The sequence below is a fragment of the Marinomonas posidonica IVIA-Po-181 genome, assembly GCF_000214215.1.
Lineage (GTDB): Bacteria > Pseudomonadota > Gammaproteobacteria > Pseudomonadales > Marinomonadaceae > Marinomonas > Marinomonas posidonica.
Map to the genome: position 1 here is coordinate 182,425 of NC_015559.1, position 16,565 is coordinate 198,989.

The 16,565-nt window shown below is 46.0% G+C and carries 11 protein-coding genes; all 11 read left to right on the forward strand.

Translation table 11 applies throughout. The features are described 5' to 3' along the window. Nucleotides 1-7 precede the first annotated feature (7 nt). The 11 genes from MAR181_RS00810 (at nucleotide 8) to MAR181_RS00860 (ending at nucleotide 16,562) form a co-directional block, all read left to right on the forward strand. The gene (locus tag MAR181_RS00810; protein WP_013794706.1) at nucleotides 8-622 is read left to right on the forward strand and encodes a MarC family protein; all 615 of its coding nucleotides are present in this window, start codon (nucleotides 8-10) and stop codon (nucleotides 620-622) included. Nucleotides 623-724: 102 nt separating this feature from the next. Next, nucleotides 725-1,732, forward strand: coding sequence for a nickel/cobalt transporter (locus MAR181_RS00815; RefSeq protein WP_245546188.1), 1,008 nt, complete (start codon nucleotides 725-727; stop codon nucleotides 1,730-1,732). Further along, nucleotides 1,732-2,217, forward strand: a complete 486-nt coding sequence (locus MAR181_RS00820) for a Fur family transcriptional regulator (protein ID WP_013794708.1) — start codon at nucleotides 1,732-1,734, stop codon at nucleotides 2,215-2,217. The genes MAR181_RS00815 and MAR181_RS00820 overlap by 1 nt, the downstream gene beginning before the upstream one ends. Further along, on the forward strand, nucleotides 2,214-2,984 hold the full coding sequence (gene znuC, locus MAR181_RS00825) for a zinc ABC transporter ATP-binding protein ZnuC (protein WP_013794709.1): 771 nt from the start codon (nucleotides 2,214-2,216) through the stop codon (nucleotides 2,982-2,984). Before MAR181_RS00820 ends, znuC begins: the two co-directional genes overlap by 4 nt. Before the next feature lie 44 nt (nucleotides 2,985-3,028). Further along, nucleotides 3,029-3,820, forward strand: a complete 792-nt coding sequence (znuB, locus tag MAR181_RS00830; RefSeq protein ID WP_013794710.1) for a zinc ABC transporter permease subunit ZnuB — start codon at nucleotides 3,029-3,031, stop codon at nucleotides 3,818-3,820. Between the two features lie 136 nt (nucleotides 3,821-3,956). Beyond that, nucleotides 3,957-5,585 carry a methyl-accepting chemotaxis protein gene (locus MAR181_RS00835; protein ID WP_013794711.1) on the forward strand — a complete coding sequence of 543 codons (1,629 nt, stop codon included), beginning with the start codon at nucleotides 3,957-3,959 and terminating at the stop codon, nucleotides 5,583-5,585. Between the two features lie 391 nt (nucleotides 5,586-5,976). Then, nucleotides 5,977-7,560 carry a TadE/TadG family type IV pilus assembly protein gene (locus MAR181_RS00840; RefSeq protein ID WP_013794713.1) on the forward strand — a complete coding sequence of 528 codons (1,584 nt, stop codon included), beginning with the start codon at nucleotides 5,977-5,979 and terminating at the stop codon, nucleotides 7,558-7,560. 40 nt (nucleotides 7,561-7,600) lie between these two features. Next, complete coding sequence (locus MAR181_RS00845) at nucleotides 7,601-12,676, forward strand: beta-propeller fold lactonase family protein (RefSeq protein WP_013794714.1); 5,076 nt, start codon at nucleotides 7,601-7,603, stop codon at nucleotides 12,674-12,676. A 33-nt stretch (nucleotides 12,677-12,709) separates the two neighbouring features. Beyond that, nucleotides 12,710-14,404, forward strand: coding sequence for a TolC family protein (locus MAR181_RS00850; RefSeq protein ID WP_013794715.1), 1,695 nt, complete (start codon nucleotides 12,710-12,712; stop codon nucleotides 14,402-14,404). Further along, entirely contained in the window at nucleotides 14,401-15,216 is an 816-nt protein-coding gene (locus MAR181_RS00855) for an efflux RND transporter periplasmic adaptor subunit (protein WP_013794716.1), read from the forward strand. The genes MAR181_RS00850 and MAR181_RS00855 overlap by 4 nt, the downstream gene beginning before the upstream one ends. Further along, a complete protein-coding gene (locus MAR181_RS00860) occupies nucleotides 15,213-16,562 on the forward strand; it encodes an efflux RND transporter periplasmic adaptor subunit (RefSeq protein WP_013794717.1) in 1,350 nt (449 codons plus the stop codon). The genes MAR181_RS00855 and MAR181_RS00860 overlap by 4 nt, the downstream gene beginning before the upstream one ends. Nucleotides 16,563-16,565 lie beyond the last annotated feature (3 nt).

Consider the following 16,565-nt stretch of genomic DNA (forward strand, 5'->3'; position numbering starts at 1 on the left):
GCGATCAATGAGTCTACTTATTTCTACCTGGATTAAATTCTTTTTTCTATTTGCGCCCTTTTTTGTGTTATCGATGTTTCTTGCGTTAACCCGTGGTGAAACGGCGACATCGCGTAAACAGGTGGCCAATAAAGCCATCATTGCAGCAGCGGTGATTGCACTGGTGTTGTTGTTTTTTGGCGGCAGTTTGTTTGCAGTATTAGGCATTACCTTGGACTCGTTCCGCATTGGCTCTGGTATTTTGCTCTTTATGTCGGCGTTGAGTTTAGTGCGTGACGGTACTCGAAATCATGCGGTGGGGATGCCCAGTGAAGAACGGGATGATGTGTCGGTTGTACCGCTTGCGGTGCCGACCATTATTGGTCCAGCAACCATAGGTACGATATTGGTGTACGGTGCTGAGCTGCAAGGTTGGGACTTGGTCATTGGCCTTTGTGGTTTGTTATTAGCGCTCGGTACCTTGGCTGTGATTCTGTATTCTGGTTCCTTGATTGAAAAAATGCTTGGCCGAACTGGATTGAATGTATTGTCCAAGATCACAGGCTTGATTTTGGCGGCCATGGCGGCGCAAATTTTTATGAGTGGCGTGATGGGATTTTTAAATCCTGCCTTAGTTCAATAAGTCAGTGCAGCTCTCGGTTTTCCCTTGTTTTTACCTGACGACTTCTCCTAAGGTTAGACTTGTTATACCATAACAAAATCAGTCTAACCTTAAGTGAGTGCCATGATGGCGAAGAATGTTGTTCTAATCTTTTTGTCTTTCTTCTGTTTTACCTCACCACTTTATGCAGCGGTGGATTTCTCTTTCTATCAGGACTTTATTCAGTGGGTAATTGGACAGCAAGCGAATTTTCATCGTGAGCTAGTGTCCTTAGTGCGAGCCATAAGCAAAGGCGGCAGTGTCGCTTTGTTGTGGAGTTTGGTTTCGGTGAGCTTTTTGTACGGTGTGTTTCATGCCGCCGGACCAGGCCATGGTAAAGCGGTGATTTCGTCTTATATGTTGGCCAGCCAAGCTTCTATGCGCAAAGGCATTTTGATTGCTTTTCTGTGTGCTGCAGTACAAGGCCTCATGGCAGTGGCGTTAATTTTAGTCCTAGGTCAGGTCTTTTCTCTAGCGGGTCGCGCTATGCAGATTTCTCGCTTTTTTGAGATCGCCAGCTTCGCGGCAGTGGGCTTGATCGGTGTGTGGATTTTATCGCGCTTATTGCGAGGTAAGTCTGGCTGTGGTCATGACCACTCGAAAGACCATCTTCATCACGATCACGATCACGATCACGATCACGATCACGATCACGATCACGATCACGGTCACGGTCACGGTCACGGTCACGGTCACGGTCACGGTCACGGTCATCATGCATGTTGTGATCAACATCATGACGTAGAGGACAGTGTCGTGGCGAAACGCAGTGTGTGGGCGATGATTGTAGCGGTAGGCATTCGCCCTTGTACTGGGGCTGTATTGGTATTGCTGTTTTCCATGAGTGCCGGGATTTTTCAATGGGGCTTAGCCGCCACCTTTGCCATGTCTTTGGGGACGGCGATTACAGTGGCTGGGCTAGCGGCTGTCAGTGTATTAGTCCGAGATACGGGTTTTCTTTTGAGCCGTGGGCAAAGTGTGTGGCGTCAACGAGTGTCAAGGGGCTTTGGATTTGTGGCGGCCTTGGCGTTGATTCTAATTAGTAGCTCGATGATTTGGAGCTATTTAAGCAATGCGGGCAGGGCATTTTAATGAGCGAAGATAACGCACATAACCATAATGATTGTATTGATACAGCCTTGGCAACGGCTGAGACCTTATGTTTGGAGCAGGGGCAGCGACTAACAAAGGTGCGTCGTCGAGCATTAGAGTTGATTTGGGAGAGTCATCGTCCATTAGGTGCGTATCAGTTATTGGCAAAATTGGCGGAAGAAGGCTTCAACTCCGCGCCACCTACAGTGTACCGTGCTTTGGACTTTCTATTGAATGCCGGTTTGATTCACAAAGTGGAATCCATGAACGCGTATTTGGGTTGTGCGCACGCGGATAAAGAGCACAAGGGCTATTTTTTGATATGTGATGAATGTCATAACGTCATGGAGTTTGATTATCAGGACATTCATGCTTCGTTGGTCGCGAAGGCTGCTCAGCATGGTTTCGAATTAAGATCGGAAACCATTGAGTTAACTGGCTTATGTGCTGACTGTCGGAACGCCGAAGCTGAGGTAAGAGCATGAGCAAGCGTTTAGTCGAGTTTACCGATATTGGTATTGAATTTGATGGTCGCATCTTATTAAACAAGATCAATATGACCATCAGCGAAGGGGAAATCGTCACTCTGATTGGCCCCAATGGCAGTGGTAAAAGTACGCTGATCCGTACTTTATTAGGTTTACAGAGCGCGACATCTGGTCGTGTCCTTCGTCATGAAGGTTTGCGTATTGGCTATATGCCGCAAAAGTTGCATGTTGACCCAACCTTGCCATTAACGGTGAAGCACTTTTTAGCTTTAGTACGTGGTGTCGATAAAAAAGCCATTGAACCTACCTTAGACAAACTTGGTATTGCTCACTTGTTGAATTCACAGGTTCATGTGTTGTCCGGTGGTGAGACACAACGAGTATTGTTAGCGCGTGCTTTGTTGAATAAACCCAATCTATTGGTGTTGGATGAACCGGTACAAGGAGTGGATGTGAATGGTCAGGTTGAGTTGTATAACTTGATCGAAAGCATCCGTGATGAGTTGGGATGTGGTGTGCTGATGGTGTCTCACGATCTGCATTTGGTGATGGCCAAAACGGATACGGTTGTTTGTATCAATCAACATGTCTGTTGTTCCGGTACGCCACAGCATGTTACTGGTCATCCAGCCTATCAGGCGCTGTTTGGTGTTCCTGGCGCAGATGAATCCATCGCGATTTATGCCCATCAGCACGATCATGTTCACGATGACCATGGTGGTATTTTATCTGACCAAGATGCCCATGCGCATTGTCATCATTAAGTCGTTTCACAACAAGCAGCGTAGTCATTGGAGTAAGTAATAACATGTTAGATCTTTTGCTCAGAGCCTTGATTGGTGGTTTGGGTGTGGCGTCCGTGGCTGGACCCTTGGGCGCATTTGTCGTGTGGCGTCGAATGGCTTATTTCGGAGACACCTTAGCGCACTCGGCGTTGTTAGGTGTAGCATTGGGGTTGTTGTTTAACATCAATTTGAATTTGGCCATCATTGTCTTGTGTGTCGGTCTTGCCGCAGTCTTGGTGACTTTGCAGAAAAAGCACATCATTGCGACGGATACTTTATTGGGGATTTTGGCGCACTCGTCCCTGTCTCTTGGTCTGGTCGCAGTGAGTTTCTTAGACGATGTGCGCATTGATTTAATGGCGTATTTATTTGGTGATTTGTTGGCCATCAGTCCGTTGGACGTGTATTGGATTTATGGTGGTGGTTTGGCCGTTATTGCGTTGTTGGTGACCTTTTGGAAGCCTTTGCTGGCGGTGACGGTGAATGAAGAGCTGGCCAAAGTGGAAGGTTATCCGGTTGAGGCCATTCGATTACTCTTGATGTTGCTGGTGGCCTTGGTCATTGCCGTCGCCATGAAGATTGTAGGGGTCTTGTTGATTACCTCCTTAATGATTATCCCTGCAGCAACGGCACGTAAACTGTCAAATACGCCTGTGCAGATGGCTTTCATTGCCAGTGTGATTGGTTGTTTAGCGGTTTGTGGTGGTTTGTGGAGTTCCTATCGTTGGGATACTCCAACTGGGCCTAGCGTGGTGGTGTGCGCGGCGGTGTTATTTTTGATTGCTTATACCTTGCCCTTTAAACGATTGCGTTAAGAGTTTTCAAAGAAATGTATTACAAAAAAGCCAACATACAAATATGTTGGCTTTTTTGTAAGAAAAATTCGACATTCACGTCTAATCTTAACACTGACCAGTCGTAGTCTTTTTAAACAAAATAGGGGACAGTTTTATGCTTGGATTTGCAACTATTAAAGGGCGATTAAGAGCCAGTTATTTATTGTTATTGGTGCTGTTGTTATTTGTTGTGCTCTTGTCTGTGATGCGTTTCCAAGCTTTGTCCGGCAACATTCGCAGCATAGTGGATGAAAATGCGGCTTTAGTGGAGCTAAGCGGTGAATTGAATTTGGATGCAGAGAGTCTCGCAAGTCGTTTGCTATTACTGTTTGTGTTGGAGGAGCGTGACGCTAGAGTGGCGATTTACAAAGAAATCGATGCTCGTAACAAGAGTCTAGATGATAACTTAGAAACAATGGCTACGTTGGTTCGAAGCGATCAGGATACAGCGTCAGTTGAGTCTTTAAAACGGCAAAAAGTGGTGTATCAAAATGCCCTACAAGCCACGGTTGAAGTACTTGAGTTTGGAGAATTAGAGGAAGCAAAAGCTTTAATGGCTGGTAATACTCGCGCCCAGTTACAGACCTTTTTAGCCCAAGCGGATCAGCTTTCAGAGCGGCAACGTAATGCCATGCAGTCTCGACAGCATAGTGTTTTAGCCGATTCCGAACTGGCGATTTTGCTCATTGTTGGACTGGGGATCGCGGCCTTGTTGGTGGGGGTGATTATGTCGATATTGATTACCCGTAGTATTGTGAATCCGCTTAATCAAATCATTTTGTTCTTAGATCAAGTGGCCAGTGGCGATTTGTCGGACGAGTTTAAAGAATCTTATACGGGAGAGCTTGGTCACCTTGTTGAGAGTCTAAATCACATGAGAACAAGCTTGGTGAGTCTGGTGACGAAAATGGACGCCAGTGCGAAAACAGTGGTGGATGCTGTAAAAGACATTCGTGTTAGCGTAACGGATGTTCAGCAAGGCTCTTCTTCTCAAATGGACATGGCGGGTGACATTCAGACCACCGTTGGCGTGTTGTCAGACGACGCGACCATTATGGTGGAGCATGCCACGGCGTCACGTCATCAAGCGGAAGCTGCACATGACTTGGCTAAGCATGGGAAACAGGTAATTACTCAAGCATCGCAAGACATTACTGACGTGGCGTCTTATATAGAAGAAACGGCTCGTTCTGTTGCGAAATTGAATGAAAGCACGGCTCAAGTGACAGGCTTTGTGAACAGTATCCGAGACATTGCTGAGCAGACGAACTTGTTGGCGCTAAATGCCTCAATCGAAGCGGCGAGAGCCGGCGAAAGTGGGCGTGGTTTTGCTGTTGTGGCCGATGAAGTACGTAACCTGGCCACCAATACAGCAGACGTGACCGCCTCAATAGATACCATCATTACTAAGATTAGCCAATTATCGACTCAAATCTCCTCTGAAATGTCTCATGGGCAGGAAAAAATGCGTCAAGGTGTGACTCAGATTGAAAATGTGGTGACCCCTCTTAGTCAGTTAGAAACCGATGCGCAAATGGCGAAGCAGAGATTAGAAGGCTTAGCTGAATTGGTTGATAAACAAGCGCAAGAAGCGACCGAGATTGCAGAACATATTGCTCAAATTGTTAGTGTGTCAACCAACAATGACACGACTTCGACTAAGTTGGGGCGTTTAACTGGCGATTTATCCGGTGCCGCTGAGCAAGCCTATGAAGTGGCTTCTAGTTTTGTTTTGAAGAAATGATCTTCAACGATTTGACTAGAATGCTTTTAGCTTACGTTGCCTTACTTTATTGATAATAAACTTAAAGTAAATCAGTAGGATGTAGTCATTGTTCTTAGTCACAATTAAAACGGTTTTGTTGTGATCCTAATTCAGGGGGCACAAATACTCTGTAATGAAGGATGTACTTGTATTTTTAAAAGTGTAGCCAGTGACATAGGTTCGATTTAAACCAGCATCTTGTTCTTATAAAGCCTCTCTAATTATTTGATTAGAGAGGCTTTTTTTTTTGCTTAAAATGAATATTAATGATTATTAATAAAGCCATCTCGTCATTTTGTTGCGAATAGTTATCATCTGCACTAACCTCTCCCGACATTATATTGAATCACTCTTGAGAGTTTCGTTGTTGATGAAAACCTTTTGCTGGCATACCTATGCTTCGACTATACGACATGCATTAAGCTCTTTTTTAAAAGGCGATTCTGGCGCGGCCTTACCTTTTATTGTGCTGATATTAGTAGGTGCGCTTGTGGGGTTTTCATTTGCGCTTGATACGACTCGAATGGTGAATACTGCCGGACAGCTAAAACGTGCCACTGACGCTGCCGCTCTTGCGATTGGTCAGATACAACTGCGAAATAACAACGATGATGAAACCGATCTAGATTCCATTGCTCAAGGCTATTTACTGAATAACCTTGGTATGGACTCGAGTCTTATTGATCAAATGAAGATGGCGCCCATTTCGGTCACGCAAGGCACGAAGGATGGCCACCCGACTTTTACCGTCACGGTGACGCTTGATGTTCAGTCTGACTTATTGAATTCACAGGTGGAAGATCAGCTTATTTCTTCAACGGTTGAGGTGGTGTCTATTCCCACGGAAGTCGCATTGCTACTGCCGAATACCCTAACAGAGGATGAATCTGAACTGGTCGCTTTGCGAACACTGGGGAAAAACTTTGCTCGAAACCTTCTTGGGGAAGATACGGATGCGTCTAAGAGCACACAAAAAGTCTGGCTGTCTTTAGTGCCATTTAGTCAGACCGTGAATGTCTATGATGCTGATGATCCGGAACGAATCTCCAGATGGGCGGCCGCCGGAGCCTTGAACCCCCCTGAACTACGCAGCTTATTTAAGACCGGAAAAGTCCGCAGTTTAGCGGACCCTCGTTTTCCAGACCGCATAGCGAAGTTGCTCTGTATGTATCGTGGGTTGGGTGCAGGAGAGAATTTTTATTGGGATCAACAGCCTGACAGTCAATTCGAGGTGTATTACCGTCATGATCTCCCTCAAAACGGCAGTCCCGGCGCGACACCCATTTCGTGGGTAGGCCCTAACCCAAGCTTATGGCCAAGTTCGGTGGCTGAAGATGTTCGCTGGATTGTTGCGGATAAAGGCTGCCCTGATGCCCCACTCTTACCCTTAACAAATGACTTAGATGCGATTGATGCCCGCCTTGATGAAATGTCGACACGATTCAACGTCAATTATGCCATTGCAATGGGGTGGGCCGGCCATGCTCTCTCACCAAACATGCGAGGAAGCTCTGGCTGGGGGGACAGCGAATTACCGCTTGATTTCAGTAACAGTAAGAGCAATGTGAAGGTGATGGTGATGTTGGCAAATACGACCGGAGATTGGTTCGACACCGATGCTTATAACTTCAACTCTGATCAAGTTTTAGGTTCGGGTACAAACTCAGCTAAAACCTTTTCTGCCCAGCGCTTCCATGATGTGTGCCGGAGTTTTAGAGATAAGAATATTAAGTTTTTCTTCATCGGTGTTCGCCCGGGCGACCCAGCAGATTTTGGTAGGACTTTATTTGCTGACATTGCAGGCCCTGGATTACGAGAATGTGCGGGTGGCGGTGGCGGCTTGTATTTTGCTGATTCTTCTAGTTTTACCGAAGGGAGAAGCCAAGTTGACAGCTTACTTGAAGAGATCGCAGAAGAGATTCGACAGAATTATTACGTACGCTTAATAAAGTAAAAAACGTCAGGAAAAAGATTCACTGAGCAGGAGTATTGCTATGTTGTTTGCCAAACCATCGCGTTCATTAGGGGTCTTTGCCCTTGAGCAGAGAATGATGTTCGATGCTGCTGGGGCCGCCACTTTGGAAGTGGAGTCAACCAACATTGATTATGTCGACGAGACGAACGATTACGATTCAAGCACGTATTCTAATGTATTGGCTGCGGCCGAAGACGTGTCTGTCTCTGAAGACGGCAATTTTGTCTATGCCGTGAGCAGTAACTCAAGTTCATGGAGCACTGATTCCTCCGTTTTAAGTGTGTTTAGCATGGCGGAAGATGGCTCATTAACCTTAGTGCAAAGCTATTACAACTATACGTCTGTGTTCAATTTAGAGACTTATACTAACGACCAAGTGGTACAAAACGAGGGCTTGGCGGGTGCCAGTTTGATCAGTATGTCGTCTGATCAAAACTACCTCTATGTGTTTGGTGAAGACGACAACAGCTTGGTTGTGTTTAGTCGAGATACGCAGACGGGTGAGTTAACACGCCTGAGCAGTACTGAAATAACCGACTTTGGTATTGATGGCGTATCCAGTTTTGTCTTCGATATAGAAACCTCCGGCGATTATTTGTACGTCACGGGAGGCGACCAAGTCCTTGTTTTATCGTCAGATGATGAAGGGTCGCTGTCTCTTGTTGCACAATACAGTAATGAAACGGAAGGTGTTTCTGGGTTAACAGGCGCAAACAGTATTGCGATTAGTGCCGACGGTACTCGTCTGGTGGTGGGAGCCAGTGGTGGTTCGAATGCGGTGACACTCTTTGATGTAAACGACGACGGCACACTTACCTACGTCAGCTCCGTAACGGGAGAAGACGATCAGTATTTTATCAATTCGGTAAAAATTTCTGCTGACGGTCAAACCGTCTATGCGCTGAATGATAACGACGGCTCTAGTTTATTGGTCATGACGTACGACGATGCCGGTGAATTGACCTTGGCGGATACTTATTCTGTGTCCGATGAAGCCAGAACCATTTTAGTGTCGGAAGACGGTACGGGCGTTTTTGTTATGGGCGCATACATAGATGTCTTCTTGCAAGATGACAATGCCGACCTAACGGCAGTTCAAACCATTGATGGCTCTGACAACGATCTCGGTGCGAACTTTTCAAGCATCACTCAAGCCTATTTAAGCGCAGATCATTCAAAACTGTTTGTGGTGATCAGTGATGGCATTTTATCGTTTAGTTTTGATGTCCCTGCGGTGTCTTACACCGAAAATGAACAAGGTACGCTATTGCTGCCCACTGGCATCATTAGTGATTCGGAGCTGGATGCACTGGATGATTATCAGGGGGCCAGCTACACCATCACCCGCGAATCTGGCGCGTTAGAAGAAGACGAATTCGATTTTCAAGAGGCGAATGGCCTAACACTTGAAGACGGAAAGATTCTCAAGGATGGAAGTGAAATCGCGACATTCACGGTGGTAGATAATGTGTTAACCGTGTCTTTTACGGCTTCAACGTCTCAAGCCACGGCACAACAAGTGTTGCGTCAAATCACCTATTCCAACTCAAGTAATGATCCGGTAGCGAATGGCGCCAGTCCTAGTTTTTCAATCACGGTCAATGACGGGGACGGCAATGAAACCTCGGTGAATGTTCAAGTGAATTTGATCGGGGTGAATAATCCGGCGGAGATCTCCTCGACCACAAGTGAGATAACCTACCAGACCGGCGATGATTACACTCTCTTGTTTAGCGATACCAGCATCGAAACCATAGAAGCAGACCAGACCATCTGGAAAGTTCAGATCGCCATTACAGGAGCCACAGCCGATGACCTACTAAAAGTAGGCAAGGGTAAGATCGCTTTAGAAGCTTTTTCAGGGACATCGCAAACGGTTGACAATACATCGTACTCCGTCACAGAAGAAGATGGTGTCGTGACGGTGACGCTTTATATCATGGACTCTTCGGAAAATGCGGCGTCAGTTATTGATGGTATTGCTTATAAATATACGGGGGATGACACGAGTGGAGAGCGAACCGTAAGCCTCAGCATTATCGAGTACACAAGCCAGTCGGATATCGGTGAAGCGACCACTTTGTACGATGGTACAACCACAATCACCTTAGCCGCCGCAGATGAAGATAATGTTGCGCCAACTATAACCAGCACAACCAATCAGATCGCTTACACAGAAAATGGTGCCGCCACGTCAGTGTTCCCCGATGCTGTTCTAACAGATTCACAAATGGACGCCTACAACGATGGGGCAGGTAATTATCACGGTGCTGAATTAATTGTGTCTATTACTGGCGCAACGTCGAGTGATCAGCTGGTATTTGAGGAGGCAAATGGACTGGTTTTAACGGGGAGTTCTTTGACAAAAGACGGTGTGGTGATTGCCACTGTCTCGAATGTGGATGGGATTTTAACCATTACCTTTACGGAAGATAACGGCACTGTCCCTACCTCAGAAGACGTGCAAAATGTGATCAATCAAATTCAATATCAGAACAGCAGCGAAACGCCTGAGTCGACCGTCAATGTGTCCGTGACCTTGTCGGATCAATTTGGCCTCACGTCAAATGTCCTGATGGCTCAAATTAATATTACAGCGCTCAACGATACGCCTGAGGTGACCCAAGACGCTTCCATTGCGGCGGGTGAAATGTCTTTAACTGAGACGTTAAGTGCGGCCGAAGGTCTTACGGATGTTAGTGCTTCCAGCGTGTCGAGTGACGGCGGTGTGCTTTATGTGGCGGACAGCAGTGGCAACATTGCGGTCTTTACCCTCAATGATGAAAGCAGTGAATGGGAATATCAAAGCACCCTAACCTCCGTTGATGGTGTTGATTCCGTGGATAAATTAATTACCACGGCCGATGGTCAAAACCTTTATCTGCTTGGCAATGAGGGCGATGTTATCGCCGTGTATTCGTTATCAGAAGATCTTGTGTTGTCGAATACTCAAGTAATTGTTGCTGACTATGAAACCAACGAAATCACCGTGAGTGGTGTTCAAGACATTGTCTTATCAGAAGATGGACTGCACTTTTATTACATCAACAGTACAGCGTTAAGTGAAATGACTCGTGACGCCGAAACCGGTGAATTAAGCTTTGTGCAAAAGATAGCCGATGCGTGGAGCTCCCCCTATCTGTGGAACCCTAGCAGCCTGACTGTTTCGGGAGATTATGTCTTCGTAACCACTAATTTTCGTACCTCAACGCTAATTGTATTTGAACAAGAGGAATCCGGCCTTGCATGGAAAGCTTACATTCGTGATGGCAGTGAAGACTCGGCAGGCAATAATGCCATATTGAGTTCAACCACACATGTGGCGGCAACAGACGACGGTGAGTACATCTATGTGGTCAACGATACGAGTATTTATACCTATGCGTATGATGCTGAAAGCGAATCCTTTTTACTGGTTACTGATGAGGCCATTCTTGTCGAAAACCTATCGGATTTAGTCGTGTCTGCGGATAACGAGAAGTTGTTTGTATTGACCTCCGACGGCAGCTTATACCGCTATATTATCGGTGAAGACGGATCCTTAACTCAGGCGGGCATCATGCAAGGAGCGTCGTCTGAGGGAGCGTATCTTTCTATTTCGGATGCTGGTCATGTGTTCCTGCAAGGTACTGATGTCGTTGCGATTTATGATGCGACGGGGCGCGAAGAGTCCTTGTATGAAATTGGTTTTGATGCGGTTGTATTGGCTCCTGAACTGACCATTTTTGATGAAGAAATGTCAGCCTCTGACAATTACTCAGGCCTAAGCATTACGCTTTCAGGTTCGACCATCAATGCCACCGATACCTTCGGTTTGGCAAGCGACAGTGAGTTTACACTGGACGGTGAAAATTTATTGTATCAAGGCGAGGTGGTTGGGCGCTTTGTAAATGATGGCGGAACTCTCTTAGTCACAATCTCATCCGCGCTAACGCAAGATCAAGTAAACGCCCTAGCAAGAAGCCTAACCTTTGAAAATGCCTCACTCACGCAAGCGGCTACCTTGTCTTTTACCGTCTCAATTAATGACGGCGACGCATCGAGTAATTCTGTCGAAATAGCGCTAAATGTCTCAGAAAATCTACCGCCACAGCTTGCAGGCAGTTATCAATTTTCTACTATCACGGAAACGGAATCCGTAAGTATCCAGCTACCGGATACATTGTTCTCCGATGCCTCTAATGACACGTTAACTTGGCAAGTCACAGGGTTGCCAAACGGTTTAAGCTTCAATGCAGACACCTTGGTTATTTCTGGTAATGCGGTCGAATTGGGTGAATTTTTAGTGGTCATACAGACAACCGATACGCAAGGACAGAGCGCTCAAATTGAAGTGACGCTCACGGTTGAACCTATGGTGGTTGCCTCGTCGTCTAGTTCGTCTCAAATAGACACGAGCGAAACGACCGCTAGCCAAATAGACACGAGCGAAACGACCGCTAGCCCAAGTGGCGCGACGGTAAGTCCAAGCGAAGCAGCAATGCAGTTTTTTTCACAATCCTTTATACAAGATACCCAGATAAATACGATTGATGTTTTTGCAAGCGCAGTAGATGTTTCTGAAAATGCCGTCGATGTTTCTACAAATACCTCCCTTATCAAATCAACCCTTGGTTCCGATTCATTTAGCACGTCACTTTCATTTATTGAAAATACTCAATTAGACAGCGTACAAACCGACTCTATAGCATCATTACAGGCCTATAGATCAACGTCCATAGAATGGTCGCAAGGCATAACTAACCTTCAACTTTCCTTGCTAGACAGTGTGATGTCAGAAGAGGAAAAAGCCATTCTTGCGGTGATGTCGGCAGATGGTATTGGGTTGCCAGAAGGCGTTGAATATGACCTTGAAACGGGCCGGCTGAATCTAGACAAGGACGTGCTTGGGGAAACTCAACAGATAGAGCTGCATGTGCTTGTAGTTGATGAAAATGGTGAGACGTCAGTCATACCCGTAGAAGTAAAATTGGAATCTGACAGCCATGCCCAAGTGAATAACGCGCCTTTCTCAGAACAGGTGAATGACGCGAGTTCGCTGAGTGTTTTTAACATTAACAAGCTGTTAATGAATGATCTGATGGCAGCATCTTAAGAATTGTAATGATGGAATTAAAAGGTTTATAACGTGACTATAAAAAGCAAAGTATTAGAGTATAAAACGTTACATCGTACGGCGGTTGCAACTGCCATTTTATTCAGTCTGACAGCCTGCTCTGTCACGCCGACCCCCATTACGTTTGAGCAAAAATTAGCATTGGTGAATGCTGACCGAAAAGCCATGTTTCAGGATCAAGAGCCAATTACACAGCCAATTAGTCTTGAAGAAGCGATGGCGAGAGCCGTTAAATACAACCTTAAAGAGCGTCTTGCCTTGATGGAAAAATTGGCGCAAGACAATATATTAGGTTTACAAAGCTTTGATATGTTGCCAAAAGTGGCCGCCAGTGCGGGCTGGACCGGGAGAAATAATGAGGCGGCATCATCGAGTAAATCGATTGCCACAGGCACCGAGTCCCTAGTGTCTTCTACTAGCCAAGATAAGCAATCGTCATCGGCGGATTTGAGTGTCTCTTGGAATGTTCTGGACTTTGGAATTGGGTATTTTGGCTCGAAAGCGCAGGCGAATAATGTCCTAGCCGCAGAAGAAAGACGTCGCAGTGTGGTCGCCGATATTATTCAAAATGTCCGAGGTGCGTATTGGGAGGCAGTGAAAGCTCAGGAACTTCAGCCGCTGGTGAAAGGTACGTTAAAAGATGCCTACAGTGCGTTAGAAACCTCTAAAAAAACCGCCGCAGAGCGTTTAATTTCGCCATTGGAATCCTTGAGATACCAGAAAAGCTTGCTTGAAATGATCAGTCGTTTGGAAACGCTGGAAGGCGATCTAGCGGCGTCCAAATCCCGTTTAGCGAGCTTAATGAATCTTCCCCCTGCCACTCAATATGAACTTGCCTCGCAAAACACTCAGCCTTTAGTACTGCCTTATCAATTGGAAGAGCTTGAGACACTCTCCATGGTCAATCGACCAGAAATCAATGAAGAGGCTTATCGTGCAAGAAATACTGTCTTAGAGACTCGTTCTTCATTAATGCGTTTGTTGCCAGGTGCGTCTCTGTTTGTCGGTGCTCACTATAATAGCAACAGTTACTCCTTGAATAATGATTGGGCTGATGCGGGAGTCCAGGTAAGTTGGAATCTACTCAGTGCGTTTTCCTATAGCGATGTAAAAAACGTTGGTCAGGCAAAAGAAAAAATTGCAGATTTACGTCGTCAAGCATTGAGAATGGCGGTTCTAACTCAGGTGAATCTTGCATGGCAACAGTACAAACAAGCTGATAATCAATTTCAACGTACGGCTGAGCTGTCGAGGATTCAAGACGCCATTTTTGTGCAAAGTACGGGAGCGTATCAAAATAACACCCAATCTTTGGTTGAACGTGTCCGCATCGCGACAGAAAGTGTGTTGGCGAAACGTAACCGTGATCAAAGCTTCGCTATGATGCAAAGTGCTTATGGTGCGATTTACAAAGCCGCAGGGCTTGATCCATTACCGAAATCCATTGCAGACACCAGTGTTGAAACATTATCTGCATCAATTGCGCATCAAGATGCATTACTTCAGCAAGGTCGCATTTCAGACGAAACGCTTGTGTCACGTGTTGCTCTGAACAGCGCGTTAGGCAGCATGTTAGATCAATATGAAAAGGCCGACACTGAACCGAAAAAAGAAGAGGCATCGAAGCCACAACTGGTGATGCTGTCCACTGGCGATTCTTTACAAGAAACGGCCATTATTGATTATACGAATTACGTCCAGCCATGAGTGTTCATTGTCGTACTAGATCGTGTGTTACGTTTGTTCTTGGCATGATGTTAAGCGGTGTCTTAAATGCAAACGCCTTGTTAAAGGACAATGAACAGCTTGGCGCGAAGAGGGTGTCTCAGCCGACTATTCGAGTGCAGTTGAACGCTAAAGACAGAGTTGTGCTGTCTAGCCAGCTTTCTGGTCGGATTAAAACACTGACCTTAAAAGAAGGTCAAAGTTTTAAAAAGGGGCAACCGCTCGTTGAATTTGACTGCGACATTTATAAAGCCAAATTGGATTATGCTAAAGCGGCCGCGGCTGCAGCCGAGCAAAAGCGTGTCGTTGCTAAGCGCTTAGACAATTTGCAGTCAATTAGTGTGATGGAAGTCAACCAAGCTGAATCCGATGCCTTGATGGCGCAAGCGGAGCGTCGCATTGGTGAAATAATGGTCAGCCGATGTGGCGTTTACGCCCCTTTTAATGGTCGTGTGGTAAAACGTTTAGTACAGCAAGGCGAGTTCGTATCGGAAGGCGAACCTATTCTTGAAGTCTATAGCAGCAAAGTCTATGAGGTCGCTTTAATTGTCCCATCTCGTTGGATTAGCGAGATAAAAATTGGGCATGCTTTCCAAGTTAAGTTGGATGAAACTCAGCAAATGTATAACGCTAAGGTAACGCGTTTAGGCGCAGTCATAGACCCGCTTAGTCAGTCTTTTACGGTTTTTGGAGAGATCCTAAAGACGCCAAATGTGCGCCTAATCCCCGGAATGAGTGGCAATGCTTATTTTGATCCGTCTCAATGGACATCGACAACTGAGAATGTGAAATGACGACCAACTCAAAGGATCAAAAGGCCGTTACCATAGAGGAAACGCTACTCACCTTACTGCAGTTAGAGCAAAAAATACGGGGCGCTAAAAATTTACAAGAATGGCAATTTATCTGCCTTAATGACACGCATTTATTAGTGCCCTTCCAGCAAAGTGTGTTGTGGATGTTTGGCTCTAAAAAATTAGAAGGCGCATCAGGCTTAGTCGATGTCGATTCCAATGCCCCCTTTTGCAGTTGGTTAAATCGTGTGTTATCTGGAATCGCGAAAACCGATAAAGCCGACAGAATCCATGCAATTGACGTGACAGATTTGAGTCCTGAAGATGCAAAACAAGGTTCGGAATACTTTTCTACGCGATTAATTTGGCTTCCGATTAAATCCACCGAGGGGGATTTAATCGGGGCTTTATTATTATCGAGATCGACCTCTTTAAACCTACGAGACAAAAAACTATTAGGTTTTCTGCTAGAGGCCTACGGTCATGCTTGGATTGGATTAACCTGTGCTAGAAAGCCCAAAGGGCAGCGGAAAAAATCCGCACTGTGGTGGTTGTTGGGCCTGCTTGTGACGATTGGGGTTTTATCGCTCCCTGTTCAGCAATCTGTTATCGCACCGGCGGATATCGTACCGCAGCAGCCAAATGTGTTAAGAGCCCCCATTGAAGGGGTGATCAGCGAGCTATTGGTTAAACCCAATGAACAGGTTGAGCAAGGTCAACTGGTCGCTAAGCTGGATGCTCAAGCATTAACACAAGAATTAGAAAGCGCACATCAGACCTATGTGGTAACCGGTGCGGAGTTGAGAATGGCCCAACAGCAGTCGTTCATTGATGAACAGAGGAAGGCGACTCTGGCCATTCTAGAAGGCAAGCTTGCGCAAGCCAAATCGGATATGAGCTACTTGCAGGATCAGCTGCGCCGCACCGAATTTAGAGCACCTCACAGTGGCGTCGCTATTTTTGATGATGCGGGCGATTGGCTGGGTAAGCCCATGACGCTTGGTGAACCACTTATGATAATCGCCAATCCGGATGAGATTGAGCTTGAGGTGCGTTTGCCTCTTGAAGATGTGATTGGAATCACAACAGGCTCTAGTGTGAAATACTTTCTAGATAGCGACCCTAGTGCGCCAATTAAAGCGCAGGTTCGGAGTATTGATTACCAAGCCCGGCCCACTCAAGATGGGCAATATGCTTTACACCTTACAGCAGTATTTGTGAATGATAATGCGACGCTCAGGTTAGGAAAAAAGGGCTTAGCAAAGTTATATGGGGAGCAAACTTCTCTGTTTTACTATGTGTTTAGAAAGCCGCTCACCAAGCTACGTATTTGGTTAAGTTGGTAGTCA

Bases quoted from the DNA above. Each gene is read 5' to 3' on its own strand.
- MAR181_RS00835 (WP_013794711.1), top strand. From the start codon at position 3,957: ATGCTTGGATTTGCAACTATTAAAGGGCGATTAAGAGCCAGTTATTTA.
- MAR181_RS00860 (WP_013794717.1), top strand. From the start codon at position 15,213: ATGACGACCAACTCAAAGGATCAAAAGGCCGTTACCATAGAGGAAACG.
- MAR181_RS00845 (WP_013794714.1), top strand. From the start codon at position 7,601: ATGTTGTTTGCCAAACCATCGCGTTCATTAGGGGTCTTTGCCCTTGAG.
- MAR181_RS00810 (WP_013794706.1), top strand. From the start codon at position 8: ATGAGTCTACTTATTTCTACCTGGATTAAATTCTTTTTTCTATTTGCG.
- znuB (WP_013794710.1), top strand. From the start codon at position 3,029: ATGTTAGATCTTTTGCTCAGAGCCTTGATTGGTGGTTTGGGTGTGGCG.
- MAR181_RS00820 (WP_013794708.1), top strand. From the start codon at position 1,732: ATGAGCGAAGATAACGCACATAACCATAATGATTGTATTGATACAGCC.
- MAR181_RS00840 (WP_013794713.1), top strand. From the start codon at position 5,977: ATGAAAACCTTTTGCTGGCATACCTATGCTTCGACTATACGACATGCA.
- MAR181_RS00815 (WP_245546188.1), top strand. From the start codon at position 725: ATGATGGCGAAGAATGTTGTTCTAATCTTTTTGTCTTTCTTCTGTTTT.
- znuC (WP_013794709.1), top strand. From the start codon at position 2,214: ATGAGCAAGCGTTTAGTCGAGTTTACCGATATTGGTATTGAATTTGAT.
- MAR181_RS00855 (WP_013794716.1), top strand. From the start codon at position 14,401: ATGAGTGTTCATTGTCGTACTAGATCGTGTGTTACGTTTGTTCTTGGC.